Genomic DNA, 20,090 nt, shown 5'->3' with positions numbered 1-20,090 from the left:
CTGACGGTGTAACTCCCAATATCGCTGAGAGAGGTTTGCGCAGGTTTTGAAAGGAACGACCTACTAGAAAACCTGCGCAAACAGGGCACGCGCCCTTGGGGGGACCCTCATTGGGCGGCTGATGTGGTGGTCCGTTGGCGTGCTCGATCTGCTGGGGGTAGGGGATTTTTTGGGGGGGAGCAGAGCGGCGTCAAAGAGAGGGGCATGTGGGCGCATGACTTGTGTAGCCTGGAGCTCCGTGGCCTGTGCAAAGGGCCGATAACGCTTACTCTCGGGCCTTTTTCTTTAGCGTCGATTGCTTTGCGCCAACGCAGCGCGCGCAGGTCCGCATCGCCTTTTCGGTCTGGCAGCTTGAATGAACTCCCACAAATCTTTGTGTAGCTAGCCAGATGTCTAGCCAGTTATGGTGGTCGCATGCTAACGCGTCAAGACGCAAAGAACCGGTTTAGCGCTGTGGTCGAAGCCGCCTTGGCCGGTCGTCCACGGGAAGTGTCCCGCCGAGGCAAGCCTGCAGTCGTCGTGATCTCCGCAGAAGAGTATCGCCGGCTCGTCGACGCGGCACAGTCGCGTCGTGGATCTTTCGCAGATCACGTGATGGCGTTCCCGGGCGGCGTCATGGAGCGCGCGCAGGCCAGACCTCGGGAAGTCCTCTTTTGACATTCATTCTCGACACCAATGTGATTTCGGCCGTGCGCCGCGCAGATCGCGCGCCGCAAGTGGCAAGTTGGCGAAAGGCCCAACAGGAAGCGGGGCTGTTTATTAGCGTAATCACCCTCGGAGAGATCGAGCGGGGTATTTGCCTGCAGGAAAACCGAAATCGCGATTTCGCCTTGGATCCCCGGCACTGGCTCGATCAGCCGATCTTGATCTTCTCTGACCGGCTCATCGACTTTACGCCAAGCGATGCACTCGTCTGGGGGAGATTATCGGCTCGGATTGGTCACACTGGTGCCGACCTGATGATCGCGGCTCAAGCTTTGACGCGAGATGCCACGGTCGTGACCGGCAACACGGCGGATTTTGTCCACACGGGCGCTCGAGTCTTTGATCCTTTCAGCTAGGGCCGTGTCCGGTGCGCGCCGACGATCTCGATCGCGCGTTGCGTGGACCACCGCTTTTGCCGCTCGAACGAAAACGGATGAGCCTGCAAGGACAGCCCCCATATTTTTACAACAGCAGAGGGTCGGGAAGCAGTGCTCTTGACCTGCGACACGCGTTTCAAAAAGGCTGCCCGACGTTCCAAACATCAACAAGTTACGGTTTGCATGATCACGAGGCGGTTTTTTTGATTTCTATAGACTACCAGAGGCGTCCTTTGCCCGTCTTCGAGGACAGATGTCTTGGCAGCAATCATAGTGTTCCGACAACCGTGACTGCCGCGATGCCCTCATCCATTTGTTCCATAGTGACAGTTTTTGGGACCCGGGCGTTTCAAAGACCTACGCTCTCAGCATTGGCGCGGCCCTCGCGATGTGGATGTCGTCATAGATCATGGAGCGGCGCGCCTTGATAAGTCGCCGAGAAACGTCGACAGATCGCATCGGCTCACCTTGTTGGTCCGCTCAGCAAGCTAGGCCACGCCAAAATCGTACTGCCTTGTTGCCTGCCAGCCGATCCGCTACCGCAGCGATAGACCAATCCGGATGTGCCGCTATGCCCTCTGAAAAAGCCTTTAAGCTCCTCGATACGCTGCCGATCGGCCTCTATACGCGCCTCGCAAATGCTTTCGCGCGGCTCGGTCATAAACCCTACCGGGTCGAGCCGTTCGGCGAGGGCGACATTCTGGTAACCACGGATCATGATCGCCATGATCCACGGCGGATCCATATCTGTCGCAGGATACGCCATCGGCGTTACAAGAAGGGTGTTTTGGCCGGAGTGGAAGGGCTTGCCCGCACCTATCACCTGCACAAGCTCCCCATCTCGCCTGGTGGCGTCTTTATAGATTGCGGTGCGAATGTTGGTGAGCTGGGCATCTGGGCGCGTGAACAAGGCCTTGCCTACGAAGCCTTCGAGCCAGAGCCGCTCGAGGCCCGCTGTTGTGACCTCAATAACTTCGATGGCGCGGCGCGCACGCATCGTGTGGCGTTGTGGAATGAGGCGACAACTCTGACATTTCACTCCAAGCCCGACACTGCTGATAGCTCCGTGTTTGAGATCGATGATGCCGCCGGCTCGCGGGAGGTGCAGGCGGTTCGGCTCGATGCTGCGATTGATCCCGCCACCTTCGGCGCCGGAACCCGTATCTTCAAGCTCGAGGGTGAGGGGGCAGAGCCTGAGATCTTGCAAGGTGCCGAAGGTCTCTTGCCCCATCTCGACTATATAGCGGCGGATTGCGGATACGAACGTGGGCGCGCAGCGCAGCACACATTCATCGAAGTGAACGATTTTCTGCTGGCTCGCGGCTATCGGCTTATCGAGGCGGGCTTCACGCGGGTGACGGCAGTTTACCGTAACGAGGCGCGGTTCAATCAACAATGAAGGGTTTCCCCGATCTCCCGCCCCTTTGTTCCTGCTCTCCCTCGCATCTGCATGGCTGTTGGTAAATGAGCTCCCGCTCAGGCGGCTCTTCGGCTCGGTCGAGCAGGTGGCAGGTTTGGCGCTGGCTCTGGCCGGGCTTGCTTATCCTCTGGGCAGCGCTCTGGTTCTATCGCAAACGCATCACGATCAAGCCCCACCATGCCCCAAGCGCGCTCATTGTCGAAGGCCCTTACCCGGTGTCGCGAAATCCCGTCTATCTTGGCCTGCTGGCCATCCTGACAGACGTGGCAATGTGGCAAGGAGCGCTCAGCGCATTGCCCGTACCCTTCGTCTTTGCTGCCATTCCCTTGCGCCGCTTCATTCTTCCCGAAGTAGCTGCGCTTTTCCGTGCCTTCGGGCCCGAGGCCCGGCGCTATTTCACCACCATACGCCGTCCGTTGTAACGCCGTCTCGCAAAGGCTTGATTGGCAAAGCCGGTCTGGCGCATCTACCTAGGATGTCGTGGCATCACGCCGACGAGACGGAGACGGAAATGAAACCGACATTGGCTGGGGCGTTTGTGGCGCTTGTGATGATCGGGCAAGGGGCGATGGCAGAGGAACGTCACGGCCCCGTGGTAGTCGAATTGTTCACCTCGCAGGGCTGTTCCTCTTGTCCGCCGGCCGATGCTCTCCTTGGCGAACTGGCGATGCGTGAAGAGGTTATCGCCTTGGCGCTGCATGTCGATTACTGGGATTACATTGGCTGGGAAGATACCTTCGCCATGCCGGAAATGACCGCGCGCCAGCAGGGATATGCCCACGCTCAGGGGTCCACCGTCGTCTACACGCCGCAGATCGTGGTGGGGGGGCGCGACCATGTGGTGGGCGTGCGACCCATGGCCGTGGCTGATCTGATCCAGGCGGAATATGCGGCTGCCGATCCTGTCTCGGTCGATGTGACGCGCGATGGCGCGGAGATCCGTGTTTCGGCCGAGGCGCATATGGATCCGCCACGCCCCGCCATGGTGGTACAGGTCGTCACCTTCACCCCGCATGAAGAGGTGCGGATCGAACGCGGCGAACGGGCTGGAAGCATCTCGGAACACTACAACGTGGTGACATCGTGGCAGGTCGTGGCCGATTGGGATGGCTCCATGCCGTTCAACGCCCGGATCGCGTCGCAAGACACCCAGCCCATAGCTGTCATCGTGCAGGTGGCCGGGCAGGGGCCGATCCTTGGCGCGGCCCGGATCGACTGAAGATCAAACCTCACATTCGGTGATCGTCGGCCGGCAGGCTGTCCAGCTCGGGCAGCTCGTCGTCCTCGGGCGCGAAATACTTGGCCTGCCGCGCGGGTTTCCAACGGCGATGTACCCAAAACCACTGTTCGGGCCGCGCCGTCACGCGCGCCGATAGACTGTCGTTCAGGGCCTGCGTCATGGCCCGCGCATCGCTGTGGGGGATTGGCGCCTCGACGGTCACGTCGAAGTCGACGCCGTTTTCCTGCCGTTCGGCATAGATCGGCACAAGGAGGGCCTCGTATTTCAACGCCATCTCGCCCGCCGACAGCGCCGTCGGCGCGCGTTTGCCAAGGAAATCGAGCCGCGTACCCCCCGCGAAATACTGGTCGATCAGCATCGCGCCCTGTCCGCCGTCGCGCAGCACTTTGACGAAGCCCGCGAGGCCGCGCCTGTCGCGGGCAAAGGCCTTGCCGCCGACACCTTCGACCGAGGCGACATAATGGGCATTGGCATAGGGGTTGTTCATCAGCCGGTAGAGGCCGCCCATCTCGTAGCCGCGCACGTTCATCGCGGCGCGCGCGGCTTGGTAATTTCCGAAATGCCCCGACACAAACAGGATCGGGCGCCCGGACTGACGCGCCGCCTCACACGCCTCCCACCCGGGTCCCTTGGGTTGCCAGCGGCGCGCCCAAGCCAGTTGATCAGCGGTGGAATAATTCTCGATCAGAACGCGGCCGAAATTGTCCAGCACACCCATTGCGATGCGGCGGCGTTCGGTGGCGGGTATGTCGGGGTGGATATAGGCCAGTTGCTCTTCGGCCCGGGCGCGGTAGCCGCTGACCCCGCCCAGGGCCCGAAACATGCGGCCCATCATCGGCACCCGCGTCTCATAGGGCAGGCGGAAGGCCATCCACAAAAGCCCGCGGGCGGCGCGGTCGACACTCCAGTCGACCCAGAGGCGGCGGGGTTTGGGCATCCGGTTCTTTAATCCTGTCCGTTCTTCGCGCAGCGATCACGCCGCGGTGGCGGCACGGGCGCGAGTTTCGCGGTGCCAGACATAGACACCGGCCCCCACGATCACAAGCGCACCGACCAGTGTCCACAGATCGGGCACTTCGCCAAAGGCCAGAAGACCCCACAAGGTGGCAAAGACCACGCCGGCATAACCGAAGGGCGCGACGGCCCCGGCCTCGGCGATGGTGAGCGAGCGGATCAGCAGGAACTGCCCAAGCGCCCCGGTCGCCCCAAGCCCCAGAAAGATCGCGGCATCCGCAGGGCCGGGCCATTGCCAGACGGGCAGGGTCAGAAGGCTTGCCACCAGCGTCCCGATGATCGCGGTATAGACGAAAGAGGTCAGGATCGGTTCGTCCCGGCCCAGAAATCGCGTGGTCAGCGCATAGGAAGCGTAGAACACACCGCCCAAAAGCGGCAGAAGAGCCGTCAGCGTAAAGATCTCCGTCCCCGGCCGGATGACGATCAAGGCCCCCGCCAGCGCTGCTCCGATCCCGAAAATGCGCCGTGGCCCGAGGGGTTCGCGCAGCAGGAGCGCGGCCCCCAGCGTCAGCAGTACGGGATGCACCTGCATCACGGCGGTCGCGGCGGCGATATCCATCCGGCTGATCGCGGTGAAGAACGACAGCGTCGCCGCGAACAAAAACGCCGACCGCAGAAGTTGCAGCCCCATCCGCCGCGTCCGCAGGATTGGTCCCAGCCGGGGGGCCAGAACCAGACCCACGATCAGCATCATGCCAGCGTAGCGTGCCCAAACCACCTGCATGGGCGCATAGCGGCTCATCAGCATCTTGGCCGTCGCATCCATCGTCGAGAACAGTAAGATGGCCGCGATCATGAGTACGATGCCCTGCGCCGTCGGCGTCAGGCGCCCAAAGGCGCTCACCCGTTCCGGGCCGCCAGCGCCTCGATCTGGGGACGCAGCCATTCCAGCTGGTATCCCCATTTTTCGCCGCGGGCGATGATCTCGGTCGTGGGCATCTCGCCCGCCATCCCCAGTGCCCAGACGATGGTCGACCGGTTGCCCGAGGCGCAATAAGCCACCACCGGGCCTTCGGCGGCGTCGATCGCGTCGCGCTGTTCCTCGACATTGTCCATGGTCAGTTGACCGCCCACGACCGGGTTGAACACGAAGGCAATCCCTGCCGCTTCGGCGGCGGCCTGCATCGCGGCGGCCTGAAGGGGGGCGGGGTTCTCGGCGTCGGGGCGGTTGCAGATCACGGTCGTGACACCCTGTTCGGCAAGCACGGCCATGTCGCCGGGTTCGAGTTGCGGGGCGACGGTGTAGGTGTCGGTGATCTGGCGCAGATCCATCGAAAGGCTCCTGTCTGGAAAGCTGTGCGTACCATGCCGCAAGCCCGCGTCGAGGGAAAGATGGCGTTGACCCATATCAAGGTCGGGCGGTGCGAAGGTCGGTAGCCTCATGGCACCGGCAGGGCGAGACCGCCAAAGATGTCAGGATGACAGGACCCTATCACAGGGCGGGAGAAAACGATGAAAGATCTTGCCGGATATCGTGCAAAGCTGGACGATCAATTGGCGCTGCTGACCGCGCGGCTGCGCGATCTCGATGCGGAGTTGGACAGCCATCAGGCCAAGGATTGGGAAGAACTGGCCGTCGAGCGCGAGGATGACGAGGTGCTTGAACGGCTGGGACAGACCGGACAGCAGGAAATCGCCCAGATCCGTGCAGCGCTGACCCGGATAGACGAAGGCAGCTACGGCATCTGCGTCACCTGCGGCGATCCGATCTCGGACGAACGCCTCGACCTTTTGCCCAGCACCCCGTTTTGCCGGACCTGCGCCCGATAGGGGGCGTTCCGCCACAAAAGGCAGCTGCCATGCCGACCCGAACCGTTCCGGACCCCCAGCAGCGTCACCACGTTCTCGAGGTGCTTTGGCTCGCACCAGGCACCGGGCGGGCAGTGGCCGAAACCCTGATCCGCGGGGCTGTCGCTCGCGATCTGCGCTGCATGGTGGAAGATCTGCACGGCCGCCGCGCCGAGGCTCTTCTGCACCGCGATATCGATTGTATCGAGGCGGCGCGGTTGGAGCCAGGCCAGCGCCGCACGCCTTGGGCCAAACAAGATTGAGAAAACAAGCGAGAGGATAAAGAATGCCCGACCACGTGAAGCGCAAACAGCCCATCGAGGCCGACTTGAGCAAGCAGGACAATCCCGTCAGTGATCCCGAGGCGGAAGCCGCTACCACGATCCACTCCGTGGTACCACGTCGCCCCATCGATCAAACCGGGGACGCGGACGAGGATGATTTGTTCAACGATATGCCGGTCTGACTTGACGGGGCAAGGCAGGCGGCACGATGGCGTGCCCGAGCGCGCGCCTCGCTCCAACCCTTTGATGTCGCATGTTCGAGGAGCGCAAAACAGGTTTCCACCTTTGCGCGACATGCTTTAGCCGGCGTGGCGTTGGCGCGCCATTTCCTGCGCCATGTCCAGCGCGGCGATCAGGCTGGTTGGATCGGCGCGGCCCTGTCCCGCGATGTCGAAGGCCGTGCCGTGATCGGGTGACGTGCGGATGAAGGGCAGGCCCAGCGTCACGTTCACGCCGCCCGCAAAATCCAGCGTCTTGATCGGGATAAGTGCCTGATCGTGATACATGCAGATCGCTGCATCATACTCCGCCCGCGCGCCTGCGTGAAACATCGTGTCGGCCGAATGCGGCCCGCTCAGCGCCAGACCCTCGGCGCGCAGGGCGGCGATCACGGGGGCGATGGTTTCGATCTCCTCGCGGCCCATGGCGCCGCCTTCGCCGGCATGGGGGTTCAACCCCGCCACGGCGAGGCGGGGCGATGAGATCCCGAAATCCTGCCTGAGCGCGGCATGGGTTATCCGGATCGTGTCGCGCAAAAGCTCCGGTGTCAGCGTCCCCGGCACCTCGGACAGCGCAATGTGGATCGTCGTCGGCACAACGCGCAGCTCCGGACAGGCAAGCATCATCACCACCCGTTCCACCCCGGCCAGATGCGCAAGGTATTCGGTGTGGCCCGGAAACCGGAAACCCGCGCCGTCCATCAGTGCCTTCTTGTGGATCGGAGCGGTCGTCAGCGCGCTTGCTTCGCCCCGCATCACCAGATCGACGCCGCGCGCGATCACCTCAATCACGGCAGCGGCGTTTTCCGGGGCGGGTCGGCCTGGCACGGCGGGGGCGGGAAAGGGGTGGGGCAGGACCGGCAGGCCACGGCTGCTCGCGGCACTCGCATCGGCGGCGCGCGCGATCGGTACAGGCTCGACGCCATGGCCAGAAAGATGCGCGGGATCCCCGATCACGAAAAAGGGCAGGCGCGTGCCAAGCTTTTCCCAAGCCCGCGCCAAGATCTCGGGGCCGATGCCTGCAGGTTCACCGATGCTGACGGCGACGGGAGCCTTGGCGATGCTCATTCGTAAACGATGATGGCGTCGGCGCGCAGTTCCTCGAGCAGGGCCTCGGCGTAGCCTTCAAGACGCTGGGCGATCAACTGCTGGCGCACCGCTTCACGGCCTGCCTCGGGTTCCTCGATAGTGCGACCGCAGAGCATAACGGCGAGCGTCGTCGCACCGCCATTTCGCGTCAGGCCGAAATCCATCTCGCCAGCATCCAGTGCGGCCAGCGCCATGGCGATATCACCCGGAATGGCGCCAAGGGATTGGTCGAACCGTTCAAAGCCACCGGGTCGGGTAGCATAGAGATCATCACAGATGTCGATTTCGGCCCGCAGCGCGGCGGCGGCGGCTGCGCCTTCCTCGGTGCTGATCGGGGGGAGGGCGATGGTGACGTAATCGACCGAAGTGACGCTCGGTTGCCGGAACGTACCCTCGGACAGGCCGCGCATCTGGAAGATGGCGATTGCCGGTCCCAGCGACACGGGGCCGTAGGTTTGGCCCGGTGCGAGCAGAACCATATCCTCTCGCAGCTGCGGCGGCACGGCCATCAGCGGTCGCCATCCGGTCAGACCATCGTTTTCCCGCGTCGGTGCTGCCGAAAAGCGGCGTGCGGCTTCACTAAAGGTCTCGGTGTCAAAATTCAGATCGGCGGCAAGACGGGCCAATTCGCTGCGGAGGTTTTCCTCGTTCTCCGGCGTGAGGGGCACGACGATTTCCGCCAGAAGGATCTGCGCGGGATCAAGTCGGGGCGCAAAAGCCAAGGCCTCGTCGATATCTGCCTCCGTGATCTGCACTCTAGGTCCGAAGCGGCCCCGTACCACGTTGCGCCAAGAAATGCCGTTCGCCACGAAATCGCGGAAAGTTTCGGGAGCGACCCCTTCTTCGCCGATGGTGCGGATGAATTGCTCCGCCCCCAGATCGGCGCGGGCGGCGAATTCGGCAACGCCCGCCTCGATCTCTTCGGGGGTTGCAACGACATCCATCCGGCGCGCTTCGCCCACCTGCAAACGTTCGTTCACCAGCGCTTCGAGGGCTTCGGCGCGCAGGTCGCCCGGTGCCCGCAGCACCTCGAGGAAAAGGGCGCGCTGTTCGATGTCGTAATTCGTGACGATGCTGTCATTGACCCGCGCCGCAGCGGCAAAGGGTGATTGCGCCATGGCTGCCGTGCCCGCAAGAAAGGTCACTGTCGCCAGTGCGAGCGGCCCAAGGATGCGGCGGATCGGGGTCTGAATGCTCTGGATCATCGCGTCTGTCGTCCGGTCTGCTCATGTGCGGGCGTGGTCGGGTGCGTGCCCCGTCCCTGTTGTGGACCGAGCCGTGCCCGAAGGCAACTGTGGCTGTTGGATTCTTGCGCCCGCATCACCCATCCTCCGTATGCAGGAGCAAGGCGACAGCGAGCAAGATCGCGGCGATCGGCGGCGTCCAAGCCACAAGCGCCACGGGCAATTGGCCGGTCTCACCCAGCACCTGCGCGAAAGAACGCACGAAAAACGTGCCGAAGCCCAGGAGAATGGCGGACAAGACCATGATCCCCGTCCGCCCGAAACGGGTGTGGCGCATGGTGAACCCCGCCCCGATCAGCACCATCGCTGCCAGCATGAGCGGCGAGGACAATTCGCTTTGCAGCCACACACGGTGTTGCAGGGCGGCAAAGCCCGCCCTGTTCAACTGCGCGATAAAGGCGGGCAGTTGATAGATCGGCACGGTCTCTGGCTTGCCGAAACTGTCGCGGATCTGTTCGCGGGTCAGCGTCGAGGGTAGCAACAGGCTTGGCAGGCTTTCGGCCTGCGCCTCGGGGTTTACCCCCTCGATCAACGGCCAGCGCCGTACCCCGGTCAAGTCCCACGCGCCGTCGACCAGAACGGCCTCGCGGGCGTTGATCCGCTCCGTCACCGTACCCTCGGCGTCGAAGCCGAAGAAAGTGGCGTCAAACAATTGCGTGCCATCCGAATTGGCGGCGCTCGCGCGGATCACCGTCTGGTTTTCCGGGCTGCCCTGCCTGAGCCAAAGGCCTTCTGCGCTGACCGAAACGGTGCGTTCCTCCGCGCCCAGATACCGCGCGCTGCGCAAATCGAACTGTTGTTCAGTCGTGGCGACGATCGGATTGAGCACCATGATGATGAACACGCCCAAAAGCCCCGCCACCAACACGGGTGCCGCCGCTGCCTTGAGCGCCGAGCGACCGGCCGCGCGCACCACCACCAATTCCGAACTGCGCGCAAGGCCGAGGAACATCAGGAGCGTGCCAAGCAGCACGAACAGCGGGATCATCTCGTAAAGCGAACCGGGTAGGTTCAGAAGCGCCAGTTCCAGCACCGGCCCGAACCCCTGCGCAGGGCCGATCCGCCGCAATTGTTCCGCGATATCGATGGGGAGCAGGATGGCCACGAACACCGCCGTGACGATCCCGAGCGCCCGCAAAAACCTCCGCGCCAGATAGAAATGCAGGATCATGCCGCCACCGCCTGCCGCGCCGCGGCCTTCGTCCATTTGCGCCGCATCGCCAACCAGATCAGCACAAGTGTCAGCGCCGCAGCGACCACGGGTTGCACATAGGCGAGATATTGCAAGTCGACGTTGCGGACCGCCGCTGTCTCTGCGGCATTCCAGATCATCTGGAGGGGGATCACGAGGCCCACCGCCAGCAGGATCTGCGGCCAGACCCCGAAGCGCGAGAACCCTCCCAGCATCAGGCAGGCCGCCGCGATCAGGGGAGGGAAGATCACGAAAAGAGCGCGCGCGATCCGCTCATGCCCCGCGAACCGCATATAGGCCAGGTCCTGGCCCATCTGTTGCGCGATCTCGGGCGTGGCCGACAAAAGCACCCAGGTGGGGATCTCGCGCAGGTCGTAGCTGCGCAATCCCCCGCTCGCGATCAGCTCGCCGAGGTTGTAGGTGAATTCGTCGAACAAAACCGTCGTCAGGCGTCCGGTTTCTGCAGAAAGCGTTTGCGCCATCCCGTCGAACATCACCATCCGCGGCCCGGTTTCCGAGGACAACATCAGGGCGCTTTGCGCGGTATAGGTCGTCTCGGACAGGGGGGCGGTCCGGTCCTGCAGGAACAGGTCGCGGAATTCACCCAGTTCGGTGATCTCGCGGATGTAGACGGTCAGGCCTGGGGCAGGATGCACAAATTGGCCCGCGCGCAGGAATTTTCCCGTCATGTCGTCCTGCACCTGCTGCGTGCGGTCGATGTATTGGGCGCGCGCCACCGGGGCCACGACATTGCCCAGAACCGTGATCACCAGCCCGAGAAACAGGCCGAACAGTGCCACAGGCCGCAAGAGTCGGGCCGCCGACAGGCCCGCGGTCTGCAACACGACCAATTCGCTGTCCCCGATCAGGCGGTTGAAGATGTAGAGCGTGGCGACGAACCCCGCGACCGGCAGGACCACCAGCATGATCTGCGGCAAGCTGAGCGCCGTGAATTCGAAGAATACCGATAGGGTCTGTCCGTCCGCGATCAACGAATCGAACAGGTCGACGGCTTCGTTGACCCAATAGACCGAGATCAGCACGAGGCTGAAAAAGCCAAACAGCACGGTCAATTGGGACAAGATATAGCGGTCATACCGCCCCAAGACGCAACATCCCTCATGTCTGTTTCCAGCCGGTTGCCCGGTCCGGATGCGCGCAGTCTTAGGCCAAACATGGACTTCATGCGAGGGCGATCTGGTCTTCGCCCGGTCCTCGGCCTAGTCTTGCGGCAGACGATGCCGCCGCGACGCGACACGCCACTCCGAACCCGACTTGAGGATCACGCCCGATGACCAATCCGATCGCCGTTGCCTTTATCCCCCTTGATCTGGAGGCGTTGGCCAGTGCCGAGGGGCGCCTTGCGGTGCTCGTGCCGCCGGATGGCAAGCTCGATCCGGCGGCCCGGCGTGTCGACAGGCTGACCCGTGGCGCGCTGTCCCGCGCCGTGGCGGGCGAGGGCTGGACCAAGCTCAAGCCGGGCGAGGGGCTGACGCTCGGATGGCCCACGGGCCTTGCGGCCTCCGGCCTCATGGCGGTCAAGCTGCCCCGCCGACCCGCGCCGGAGGAGGCGCGCAAGACGGGCGCGACGCTGGCCCGCTTCAAGGGCACCGAGGCGCTGACGCTCGCCGCGGGCAGCACGGGCCGCATCGGCGATCTGGCGCTCGGTCTTGTCCTGCGCAGCTACGACTTCACCCGTCACAAATCCGCGGCTGCCGAGACGCCCAAGGATGCCAAGATCATGGTCGCCAAACCCGACGAGGCGCAGGCCGAGGCCGAACCGATGATGGCGCTGGCCGAAGGCGTGTTCTTTACCCGCGATCTGGTGAACGAGCCCGCCAACATCTTGACGACGCAAGATTTCGCCGAGCGCCTCGTGGCGCTGCGCGAGCTTGGTGTCGAGGTCGAGGTGTTGGACGAGGACGAGATGACAAGCCTCGGCATGGGGGCGCTTCTGGGCGTGGGGCAGGGATCGGACAGCCCCTCCAAGATCGTCATCATGAACTGGAAGGGGGGCGACGCCGAAGCACCGCTTGCGCTGGTCGGCAAAGGTGTCGTGTTCGACACCGGCGGCATCAGCCTCAAGCCCGCAGGGGGCATGGAGGACATGACCATGGACATGGGCGGCGCGGGTGTCGTGGCGGGCGTCATGCGTACGCTGGCACTTCGCCGTGCCAAGGCAAATGTCGTGGGCCTTGTCGGCTTGGTGGAAAACATGCCGGGCCCGAACGCACAGCGCCCCGGCGATGTGGTCCGTTCGATGAAAGGCGACACGATTGAGGTCATCAACACCGACGCCGAGGGGCGTTTGGTTCTTGCTGACGTCATGTGGTATGCGCAGGACCGGTTCAAACCGGTGGGTATGATCGACCTTGCCACGTTGACCGGTGCGATCATCATCGCGCTGGGCCATGAAAACGCGGGCGTTTTTTCCAACAACGACGTTCTGTGCGACGCCTTCCTCAAATCAGCCAAGGCCGAGGGAGAGGGTGCGTGGCGGATGCCTTTGGGTTCGGCCTACGACGAAAAGCTCAAGAGCCGGATCGCCGACATGAAGAACGTGGGTGGTCGCGATGGTGGCTCGATTACGGCGGCGCAATTCCTGCAACGCTTCGTCAAGGACGAGACGCCGTGGATCCATCTCGACATTGCGGGCGTGGCCAGCGTGAAATCCGACACGATGCTGGCGCCCAAGGGGGCGACCGGATGGGGTGTCATGGCGCTGGACCGGCTGATCCGCGACCAGTTCGAAGGGTGAGGGCCGCGCATTGGGCGAGGTTTTCTTCTACCATCTGACGCAATCGCCGCTCGACGGGGCGGTGCGGCTCTTGGTCGAGAAATCGCTCGGTGCGGGTTGGCGCGTGGCGGTGCGTGGGCGCTCGGAGGCCCTGCTCGATCAGTTGGATGCCGCGCTCTGGCTTGGGGATGAGGCCGGTTTCCTGCCGCATGGTCGGGCGGGCGGGGCACATGATGCCGATCAGCCCATCCTTCTGACCGTGGGGCGGGAGGCCGTGAACCGCCCCGACTGCCTCCTTTGCGTCGAGGGGGCCGAAATCGGCGCGGAAGAGGTTGGGCTGCTGGCGCGTGCCATGATCGTGTTCGACGGGCATGATCCGCAAGCGGTGCAGGAGGCGCGGAACCAGTGGCGCAGCCTCAAGGAGGCCGGGGTCAAGGCAAAATACTGGTCCGAGGAAAGCGGCCGCTGGGCGATGAAGGCCGAGACCTGAGGCGCACTCCGCGCCTTTGGCCGGCCAACCCTAGCGTTCCAGCACCATCTGCCCGCGCGAAATTTCCAGTCTTTCGAAGCGGTTGAGGTAGGTCATACCAAGAAGGCTTTCCTCCAGATCGCCTTGGTTGACCACAGCCCGCACGTCGTGATCGACGATGCCGCCCAAGTCCACACGGTCCAGCCGCACGGGGGCGGTGGCCACCATGCCATTGGCGGTGAAGGCGCGTCCGGAAAAGATCAGGTCGTCTGGCGCAATACCGACGCGGGCGGCATCCTGACCTGACAACACCATCTCGCTCGCGCCGGTGTCGACCACGAAACGCACCGGCACGCCGTTCACGTCGAGCGTCAGGTAGAAATGCCCGTCGCGGTCCATCGGCACAACGACCTGCGCGCCGTCTTGCATCACGCTTTGGCGTGGGACGACGGTGTCGCGCACGTCCGACCACAGGCCGACCGCCACGATCCCGCCCAAGAAAATAAAGACCCAGATCGCCGCATGTTGCGCCACGCGGCCAAGGTTCCTGCGGTTCGCGGCAAGATACCAGCCTGCGATCACCGCCAACAGAAGGCCGAGGTAGATCAGCGATCCGATCTGGTCTCCGGTCATGTCCATCTGCTGCGCCCCTCTGCCGTTCCGCACCTTATATGGGGTTGGGAGGTGCTCAGATCACCTGCAGGTCGCGCATCCCGTCGATCACGAATTGCACCGACAGCGCCGCGAGCAGCATGCCCAAAAGCCGCGTGACCACGTTGATGCCCGTGGGGCCCAGCAGCCGCTCCAACGGGGCGGCGAGCAGGAAGAGCGACAGGACAACGGCCAGCACCGCCAGCATCACCAGATGCACCAGCAGGATATGTGTCGCATCCGCGCCGGTCTGGCCGGTCAGGAGGATCATCGTGGCAATCGCGCCCGGCCCAGCGATAAGCGGGATGGCCAGCGGAAAAACTGACGGATCTTCGGGATGGCTTTGATCGGCCTGGCCCTTGCGACGTTGTGCGCGACGCTCGAAGAGCATGTCGAGCGCGGTCAGAAACAGCAAGATCCCCCCGGCCATGCGGAAGGCGGGCATTGAAATCCCAAGGAAGTTCAACACCGCCTCGCCCGCCAGCCCGAACAACGTGAGAATGCCGAAGGCCACGAGGCACGCGCGCAGCGCGATGGTGCGGCGCTGCCGCGTCGTCTGGCCCGCGGTCAGGGCAACGAAAAGCGGTGCCATGCCGATCGGATCGATCACGACGAAAAGCGCCACGAAGGCTGGGATATAGGCGGCCAGATCCATGTCAAAGCCCATGCCGCGCCTCGGGCACAAGGTCAATGCCTTGCCCATCGCGGCGACACGGATGAGCTGTCACGCGCGGCGATGACGGCCGTTCGCGCCGGATCATTCAAGGGCCGCATCATTCAGGGGATTGAGTTCCACAATGTGATACGCCAACTTGCGCGAGCCTCCGTATCGGGTGTCCACAACTTTCGGCCGTGTCACGAGTGAGGAGAATGAGGATCAGTACCTGAGGGTCGACAGGCGTGTTTGCCGTAAATGTATGGCAACAGGGGAAAGCGCGTTGACTCAGGTCATTTCGATTGTCACCAGCAGTTTGGTGATGTTTGCGGCGATCATGCTGTTTTATCATCATCACATCCGGCACCGTGTCGCATCGAAACACATCAAGGCTTTGGCGCTTGGCGCGATGCTGGGGGTGGGTGGCTCGATTTTGATCCTCCAGCCGCTGGACTTGGGCAGTGATGTCACTTTCAGCAATCGACCCATGTTTGTGGGTTTCGCCGGATTGCTGGGCGGCTGGATTGCCGCCGTCACCGCTCTTGTCTTTACGTCGATCACGCAGCTGGCCATTGCGGGCCCCGATCTGCAGACCAAAATCCTCGTTCTCTGTGCGGCCGCGGCTTTCGGAATTCTTGGACATATCGTGATCGAAAAAAGCAGGCTGAATCGATCCTTCATGTGGGGAGCAGTGGGCGGGTCGTTGTGTTTGTTCGTGGCTGTGTTCTGGATTTCGGTCTTGCCAGACTCCATGCGCATGCCGTCGCTCAATTCCACATATGCCGTTTTGACGATCGCCAGCGTGGTCTGTGGGGCGGTTGCCTCGGGGTTCATCCATCTTCACCTGCGAAACGTCGTCGATCAAAGACAGCGCGCCATTTCGGCATCCCGCAAGGATGAGCTGACCCAAGTGCTGAACCGCCGTGGCCTGAAATTGGAATACGAGTCCTTTCTGTCCGAAAAGCAGGACACCGGGATTGCGCTTGCCACGCTGGATCTCGACCGCTTCAAGCAAGTCAACGACAGCTTCGGTCATACGGTCGGTGATCGGCTTCTGAGGCTGGTGGCGGATCGGATCGGTCACTTCGTGCGCAAAAGCGATCTGGTTGCCCGAACCGGGGGGGACGAATTCGTGGTGGTCCTCACGAATATCAAGCAGGAGAAGGCCGTGGACACCGCCGAGCGCCTGTGCAGCGCGCTTGCGGAAATCCAGGTTTCCGAGACCGATCCGGACCTGAAAGCGGCCCATGCCATGATCACGGTCAGCATCGGTGTCGCCTTTGTCCCGAAGCCACCCGAGAACATCGAAGCGCTTCTCGAAGCCTCCGACAAGCTGCTCTATGTTGCCAAGAAAGATGGCGGCGGAAATGTGATTGTCCGAGACGTCGAATTGTGACCAGCGCCACAGGAATGGGCGCTTTGCGGCAAGTCGAATTCGGATGATCCGGCGCGGCCAGACATCTCCGGGAATTCGAACCAAGCCAAGAAAGTGAAACCGCGATTGTGCTGTCGGCAACAACTGCCTTGTTGCGGGCCAAATCAATCGGCGTGGTCAAGATGTACCGCTTCGGCGCGTTTTGGTCTGTCAGTTTATGTGACGACGGGGGAGAGCGATATCCTTCGTCATTCCGGTCGCAGTGATTGCGGTGACCTTTCTGGATGGCATTTTGATTCTCCGGCCGCATGAAAAGGCCGGTGAAAGACTGCAAGGCACCCGTCATCCAACGCCATTTCCGTGTGCGGATGGTCAACCCGCCTTGGCGTTTTCCAGTTTTTCGGAGGCGGCAACCCAAAGTGCCTCGGCGCGGTCGAGACCTTCCATCACCTCGGCATATTTCTTTTGCCAGGTCGCCAATTCGCCCGCGCGACCGTCTTCGTAGAGCGCGGGATCGGCCAGTTTTGTGGCAAGTTTGCCGCGCATATCCTCGATCTTTTCGATGCGGGCCTCGCAGCGGCGAACCTCGGCGCGCAGCTCTTTTATCTGCTCCTGCGTCAAGGCTGGTTTCTTTTTTTCTTCTTTTTTCTGGGACTTTGCGGGGCGATCTTCACCTTTCAGGAGAAGATTGCGATAGGTTTCCAGATCGCCGTCATAAGGCTGCACCGCGCCATCTTTCACGAGCCAGAGGCGGTCTGCGACAAGCGACAGGAGGTGCATGTCGTGGCTGACGAGGATGACCGCGCCCGAATAGGCGGTGAGCGCCTCGACCAGCGCCTCGCGGCTTTCGATGTCGAGGTGGTTCGTCGGTTCGTCCAAGATCAGCATGTGCGGCGCGTCGAGCGTGGCCAAGCATAGGGAAAGACGCGCTTTTTGTCCTCCGGACAGGCGGCCCACCTCGGTCTCGGCCTGATCCGCGCCGAGGCCGAAACCGGCGAGGATCGCGCGGAGTTTGGGCGGCGTCACGCCCGGGCGCATCCGTTGGATATGGGCAAGCGGCGTTTCGTCGATGTGCAATTCGTCGACCTGGTGCTGGGCGAAATAGCCCACGCGCAGCTTGGAGGAGGCGGTAACCTTTCCTTCCAAAGCGTTAAGTTTTCCGGCCAAGAGTTTAGAAAGTGTTGATTTTCCCTCGCCGTTGCGGCCGAGCAGCGCGATCCGGTCATCTTGGTCGATCCGCAGCGCGAGACGGCGCAGAACGGGGGTGCCGTCATAGCCCACCGCCGCACCATCCATGGTCAGGATCGGCGGCGACAGCTGGTCGGGCGCGGGGAAGGTGAAGACGGTGCGTGCCGCATCCTCGGGCATCCGGATCGGCGTCATCTTTTCGAGCATCTTGACGCGGGATTGCGCCTGACGCGCCTTTGACGCCTTGGCTTTGAAGCGGTCGACGAAGGCCTGAAGATGCGCGCGCTGGGCGTCTTGCTTTTTGGCCGCCGCGGTCTGGATGGCGCGCGCTTCGGCCCGGGCGCGGGCGAAAGCGTCATAGCCGCCGGTGTAAAGCGTGAGGGTCTTGTTTTCGAGATGCAGGATATGGCCGACCGCGCGGTTCAAAAGCTCGCGGTCATGGCTGATGATGATCACGGTATGCGGATAGCGCGTGAGATAGCTTTCGAGCCAGAGCGCGCCTTCGAGGTCGAGGTAGTTGGTCGGTTCGTCGAGCAGCAGCACATCGGGCTGGGCGAAGAGCACACCGGCCAGCGCCACGCGCATCCGCCAGCCGCCGGAAAAGGCGGAACAGGGCATCCGGCTTTCCTCGTCGGTGAAGCCGAGGCCCTTGAGGATGGCTGCGGCGCGCGCCTCGGCGGACCATGCGTCGATGTCTTGCAGACGGGCCTGAATCTCGGCCATGCGGTTGCCGGTGGCGGTTTCGGCCTCGGCCATGAGGCTGGCGCGTTCGGTGTCGGCGGCCAGAACGGTGTCGATCAGCGACACCTCGCTGCCCGGCACTTCCTGCGCGACGCCGCCGATGCGGGCGCGGGAGGGAAGCTCGATCTCGCCCGAGTCGAGGGTCAATTCGCCCCGGATCAGTTTGAACAGCGTGGTCTTGCCCGCACCGTTGCGGCCCACGATGCCCACCTTGTGGCCGGCGGGAATGGTGACGCTCGCCCCTTCGATGAGGGGGCGACCGGCGATGGAATAGGAAATGTCGGTGATGCGCAGCATGGGCGCGATGTGGCAGGGCAGGGCGTCACGGTCAATGCCTCAGCGCGGCATGGGCATAGGGCTTTTGCGCGGAAGGCATATTCGATCCTCGTGCGGGCGGCCACTGGCGCGGGCAAGCGGGCGGTGGTAGCGCGAGGGGGAAGAATTCTCAGGACCCATCCGCCCCGTGATCGCCCCCGCCCAGAGACCTCCGCATCTGGCCACGATGATCTTGCTCGTCGCCCTTGTGGTCCTGACATTGAACATGTTTTTGCCCGCGCTGCCGCGCATGGCCGAGGTTTTCGGCGTGAGCGAGGCCACGATGGGGCTGGCGGTTTCGGCCTACATGGTGGCGGCGGGGGTGATGCAGCTGATCCTTGGGCCGATTTCGGATCTGCTTGGGCGGCGGCGGGTGATCTTGGTCGCGCTGGCGGTCTATGTGTTGGCGTCTTTGGGTGCGGCGCTGGCGGTGGATTTCACGCTTTTCCTGATTTGCCGCTTGCTGCAGGCGCTGGTTCTGGCGGGCAGCGTGGTGGGGTTGGCGGCGCTGCGCGACATGTATTCGACCCGCGAGGCGGCCGGAAAGATGGGCACGATCGCCGCCGCCATGGCGATTGCGCCGATGATCGGGCCGACGGTGGGGGGCATTCTGGATACGCTGGTCGGCTGGCGGGCGATCTTCGGGTTCTACACGCTGCTTGGGGCGATCTGTCTTGTGCTGGCGTGGATCGACTGGGGCGAGACGCGCGTGCGGGTGCGGCGCAGTCCGCGCGAGCAGATCGCGGCCTACCGGGCGCTGTTGGGATCGGGCCTTTACTGGGCCTATGCGCTGTGTACCGGCGTGTCGGTGGGCACCTTCTACATCTTCCTGACGGGTGCGCCCTTTGTGGCGCTGGAGAGTTTCGGCCTATCGACGACGTGGATCGGGGTCGGGCTGGGGTCGATCACGGGCGGATACATGCTTGGGTCGGTGATCACGGCGCGGCTGGCGCCCCGGCTGGGCGTGACCGTTCTGATCCTCGTGGGGCGCGGTTTCGCGCTGGCGGGTCTGTGCGCGGGGGCGGGGGTGTTCCTTTTGGGGTTCTGGCACCCGCTGGTCCTGTTCGGGGCGACGATCTGCGTGGGGTTCGGCAATGGTCTGACGATTTCCAACACCAATGCGGGGCTGATTTCCGTCCGGCCCGATCTGGCGGGAAGTGCGGCGGGCCTGTCGGGGGCGCTTCAATTGTTCGGGGGTGCGGTCCTGACGGGGCTGACGCTGCCGGTGATGGCGGCGGGGGCAACGCCGCTGAGGCTTTTGGCCTTGATGATCGCGGCCTCGGTCATTGCGCTGGGTCTTGCGGTGCTGGCCGCGCGCGGGGCGGCGCGCCAACCGGTCGATTGACGCCTTTTCAACCGCTGCCCTGCATGTTACCCGGCGCGCGAAC

General features: G+C 63.3%; 22 protein-coding genes. 12 read left to right on the top strand and 10 right to left on the bottom strand.

Annotated elements, in window-relative coordinates:
- Positions 1-414: 414 nt before the first annotated feature.
- The 5 genes from QQK63_RS03015 to QQK63_RS02995 all read left to right on the top strand — a co-directional run bounded on the left by QQK63_RS03015 (position 415) and on the right by QQK63_RS02995 (position 3,721).
- A complete protein-coding gene (locus QQK63_RS03015; protein ID WP_277827676.1) occupies positions 415-657 on the top strand; it encodes a type II toxin-antitoxin system prevent-host-death family antitoxin in 243 nt (80 codons plus the stop codon).
- Positions 654-1,061 (top strand): type II toxin-antitoxin system VapC family toxin, encoded by a 408-nt coding sequence (locus QQK63_RS03010; RefSeq protein WP_277827678.1) that lies wholly within the window; start codon positions 654-656, stop codon positions 1,059-1,061. The genes QQK63_RS03015 and QQK63_RS03010 overlap by 4 nt, the downstream gene beginning before the upstream one ends.
- Positions 1,062-1,653: 592 nt before the next feature.
- Positions 1,654-2,481 (top strand): FkbM family methyltransferase, encoded by an 828-nt coding sequence (locus QQK63_RS03005; protein WP_277827680.1) that lies wholly within the window; start codon positions 1,654-1,656, stop codon positions 2,479-2,481.
- A 137-nt stretch (positions 2,482-2,618) separates the two neighbouring features.
- Positions 2,619-2,924 carry a methyltransferase family protein gene (locus QQK63_RS03000; RefSeq protein WP_277827682.1) on the top strand — a complete coding sequence of 102 codons (306 nt, stop codon included), beginning with the start codon at positions 2,619-2,621 and terminating at the stop codon, positions 2,922-2,924.
- 89 nt (positions 2,925-3,013) lie between these two features.
- The gene (locus tag QQK63_RS02995) at positions 3,014-3,721 is read left to right on the top strand and encodes a DUF1223 domain-containing protein (RefSeq protein WP_277827684.1); all 708 of its coding nucleotides are present in this window, start codon (positions 3,014-3,016) and stop codon (positions 3,719-3,721) included.
- 10 nt (positions 3,722-3,731) lie between these two features.
- On the opposite strand, the gene QQK63_RS02990 is transcribed toward QQK63_RS02995, so the two are convergent.
- From QQK63_RS02990 to QQK63_RS02980, 3 genes are read right to left on the bottom strand one after another with little or no spacing between them, the layout of a single operon-like run.
- Complete coding sequence (locus QQK63_RS02990; RefSeq protein ID WP_277827686.1) at positions 3,732-4,679, bottom strand: lysophospholipid acyltransferase family protein; 948 nt, start codon at positions 4,677-4,679, stop codon at positions 3,732-3,734.
- 36 nt (positions 4,680-4,715) lie between these two features.
- Positions 4,716-5,600, bottom strand: coding sequence for a DMT family transporter (locus QQK63_RS02985; RefSeq protein ID WP_277827688.1), 885 nt, complete (start codon positions 5,598-5,600; stop codon positions 4,716-4,718).
- Complete coding sequence (locus QQK63_RS02980) at positions 5,597-6,028, bottom strand: protein tyrosine phosphatase family protein (protein ID WP_277827690.1); 432 nt, start codon at positions 6,026-6,028, stop codon at positions 5,597-5,599. Before QQK63_RS02980 ends, QQK63_RS02985 begins: the two co-directional genes overlap by 4 nt.
- 180 nt (positions 6,029-6,208) lie before the next feature.
- Here QQK63_RS02980 and QQK63_RS02975 point away from each other — a divergent pair, with 180 nt between their 5' ends.
- From QQK63_RS02975 to QQK63_RS02965, 3 genes are read left to right on the top strand one after another with little or no spacing between them, the layout of a single operon-like run.
- Positions 6,209-6,526, top strand: a complete 318-nt coding sequence (locus tag QQK63_RS02975; RefSeq protein ID WP_277827692.1) for a TraR/DksA family transcriptional regulator — start codon at positions 6,209-6,211, stop codon at positions 6,524-6,526.
- Positions 6,527-6,555: 29 nt separating this feature from the next.
- Positions 6,556-6,807: a hypothetical protein gene (locus QQK63_RS02970; protein ID WP_277827694.1), complete on the top strand. Its 252-nt coding sequence runs from the start codon at positions 6,556-6,558 to the stop codon at positions 6,805-6,807.
- Between the two features lie 23 nt (positions 6,808-6,830).
- Positions 6,831-7,010, top strand: coding sequence for a hypothetical protein (locus QQK63_RS02965; RefSeq protein WP_277827696.1), 180 nt, complete (start codon positions 6,831-6,833; stop codon positions 7,008-7,010).
- 117 nt (positions 7,011-7,127) lie between these two features.
- On the opposite strand, the gene pdxA is transcribed toward QQK63_RS02965, so the two are convergent.
- The 4 genes from pdxA to lptF form a co-directional block, all read right to left on the bottom strand.
- Positions 7,128-8,114: a 4-hydroxythreonine-4-phosphate dehydrogenase PdxA gene (gene pdxA, locus QQK63_RS02960; RefSeq protein ID WP_277827698.1), complete on the bottom strand. Its 987-nt coding sequence runs from the start codon at positions 8,112-8,114 to the stop codon at positions 7,128-7,130.
- The gene (locus QQK63_RS02955; RefSeq protein WP_277827700.1) at positions 8,111-9,340 is read right to left on the bottom strand and encodes a peptidylprolyl isomerase; all 1,230 of its coding nucleotides are present in this window, start codon (positions 9,338-9,340) and stop codon (positions 8,111-8,113) included. The genes pdxA and QQK63_RS02955 overlap by 4 nt, the downstream gene beginning before the upstream one ends.
- 115 nt (positions 9,341-9,455) lie before the next feature.
- Positions 9,456-10,586, bottom strand: a complete 1,131-nt coding sequence (lptG, locus tag QQK63_RS02950; RefSeq protein WP_336618806.1) for an LPS export ABC transporter permease LptG — start codon at positions 10,584-10,586, stop codon at positions 9,456-9,458.
- Positions 10,547-11,677 (bottom strand): LPS export ABC transporter permease LptF, encoded by a 1,131-nt coding sequence (gene lptF, locus QQK63_RS02945; protein WP_277827702.1) that lies wholly within the window; start codon positions 11,675-11,677, stop codon positions 10,547-10,549. The genes lptG and lptF overlap by 40 nt, the downstream gene beginning before the upstream one ends.
- Before the next feature lie 185 nt (positions 11,678-11,862).
- Between lptF and QQK63_RS02940 the strand changes: the two genes are divergently transcribed.
- Both QQK63_RS02940 and QQK63_RS02935 read left to right on the top strand, forming a co-directional pair.
- Positions 11,863-13,329, top strand: coding sequence for a leucyl aminopeptidase (locus tag QQK63_RS02940; RefSeq protein WP_277827704.1), 1,467 nt, complete (start codon positions 11,863-11,865; stop codon positions 13,327-13,329).
- A gap of 10 nt (positions 13,330-13,339) precedes the next feature.
- Positions 13,340-13,798 carry a DNA polymerase III subunit chi gene (locus QQK63_RS02935; protein ID WP_277827706.1) on the top strand — a complete coding sequence of 153 codons (459 nt, stop codon included), beginning with the start codon at positions 13,340-13,342 and terminating at the stop codon, positions 13,796-13,798.
- A 30-nt stretch (positions 13,799-13,828) separates the two neighbouring features.
- Here QQK63_RS02935 and QQK63_RS02930 read toward each other — a convergent pair whose 3' ends face one another.
- The gene (locus QQK63_RS02930) at positions 13,829-14,416 is read right to left on the bottom strand and encodes a retropepsin-like aspartic protease family protein (protein WP_336618807.1); all 588 of its coding nucleotides are present in this window, start codon (positions 14,414-14,416) and stop codon (positions 13,829-13,831) included.
- Positions 14,417-14,465: 49 nt separating this feature from the next.
- Positions 14,466-15,083 carry a MarC family protein gene (locus QQK63_RS02925; RefSeq protein WP_377134762.1) on the bottom strand — a complete coding sequence of 206 codons (618 nt, stop codon included), beginning with the start codon at positions 15,081-15,083 and terminating at the stop codon, positions 14,466-14,468.
- 283 nt (positions 15,084-15,366) lie between these two features.
- On the opposite strand from QQK63_RS02925, the gene QQK63_RS02920 reads away from it, so the two are divergent.
- A complete protein-coding gene (locus QQK63_RS02920; RefSeq protein WP_277827710.1) occupies positions 15,367-16,479 on the top strand; it encodes a GGDEF domain-containing protein in 1,113 nt (370 codons plus the stop codon).
- A 351-nt stretch (positions 16,480-16,830) separates the two neighbouring features.
- On the opposite strand, the gene QQK63_RS02915 is transcribed toward QQK63_RS02920, so the two are convergent.
- Positions 16,831-18,684, bottom strand: coding sequence for an ABC-F family ATP-binding cassette domain-containing protein (locus tag QQK63_RS02915; protein ID WP_277827712.1), 1,854 nt, complete (start codon positions 18,682-18,684; stop codon positions 16,831-16,833).
- Positions 18,685-18,850: 166 nt separating this feature from the next.
- On the opposite strand from QQK63_RS02915, the gene QQK63_RS02910 reads away from it, so the two are divergent.
- Positions 18,851-20,047, top strand: a complete 1,197-nt coding sequence (locus tag QQK63_RS02910; protein ID WP_277827714.1) for an MFS transporter — start codon at positions 18,851-18,853, stop codon at positions 20,045-20,047.
- Positions 20,048-20,090 lie beyond the last annotated feature (43 nt).

The organism is Roseicyclus marinus, from assembly GCF_030163795.1.
Lineage (GTDB): Bacteria > Pseudomonadota > Alphaproteobacteria > Rhodobacterales > Rhodobacteraceae > Roseicyclus > Roseicyclus marinus.
This window is presented reverse-complemented; position numbering and strand designations above follow the sequence as displayed.

What these genes read in the sequence shown, in the direction of transcription:
- QQK63_RS03015 (WP_277827676.1), top strand. Translation starts at nt 415, where the DNA reads ATGCTAACGCGTCAAGACGCAAAGAACCGGTTTAGCGCTGTGGTCGAA.
- QQK63_RS03005 (WP_277827680.1), top strand. Translation starts at nt 1,654, where the DNA reads ATGCCCTCTGAAAAAGCCTTTAAGCTCCTCGATACGCTGCCGATCGGC.
- QQK63_RS02995 (WP_277827684.1), top strand. Translation starts at nt 3,014, where the DNA reads ATGAAACCGACATTGGCTGGGGCGTTTGTGGCGCTTGTGATGATCGGG.
- QQK63_RS02990 (WP_277827686.1), bottom strand. Translation starts at nt 4,679, where the DNA reads ATGCCCAAACCCCGCCGCCTCTGGGTCGACTGGAGTGTCGACCGCGCC.
- QQK63_RS02980 (WP_277827690.1), bottom strand. Translation starts at nt 6,028, where the DNA reads ATGGATCTGCGCCAGATCACCGACACCTACACCGTCGCCCCGCAACTC.
- QQK63_RS02975 (WP_277827692.1), top strand. Translation starts at nt 6,209, where the DNA reads ATGAAAGATCTTGCCGGATATCGTGCAAAGCTGGACGATCAATTGGCG.
- QQK63_RS02970 (WP_277827694.1), top strand. Translation starts at nt 6,556, where the DNA reads ATGCCGACCCGAACCGTTCCGGACCCCCAGCAGCGTCACCACGTTCTC.
- QQK63_RS02965 (WP_277827696.1), top strand. Translation starts at nt 6,831, where the DNA reads ATGCCCGACCACGTGAAGCGCAAACAGCCCATCGAGGCCGACTTGAGC.
- pdxA (WP_277827698.1), bottom strand. Translation starts at nt 8,114, where the DNA reads ATGAGCATCGCCAAGGCTCCCGTCGCCGTCAGCATCGGTGAACCTGCA.
- QQK63_RS02955 (WP_277827700.1), bottom strand. Translation starts at nt 9,340, where the DNA reads ATGATCCAGAGCATTCAGACCCCGATCCGCCGCATCCTTGGGCCGCTC.
- lptG (WP_336618806.1), bottom strand. Translation starts at nt 10,586, where the DNA reads ATGGACGAAGGCCGCGGCGCGGCAGGCGGTGGCGGCATGATCCTGCAT.
- QQK63_RS02940 (WP_277827704.1), top strand. Translation starts at nt 11,863, where the DNA reads ATGACCAATCCGATCGCCGTTGCCTTTATCCCCCTTGATCTGGAGGCG.
- QQK63_RS02930 (WP_336618807.1), bottom strand. Translation starts at nt 14,416, where the DNA reads ATGGACATGACCGGAGACCAGATCGGATCGCTGATCTACCTCGGCCTT.
- QQK63_RS02925 (WP_377134762.1), bottom strand. Translation starts at nt 15,083, where the DNA reads ATGGATCTGGCCGCCTATATCCCAGCCTTCGTGGCGCTTTTCGTCGTG.
- QQK63_RS02915 (WP_277827712.1), bottom strand. Translation starts at nt 18,684, where the DNA reads ATGCTGCGCATCACCGACATTTCCTATTCCATCGCCGGTCGCCCCCTC.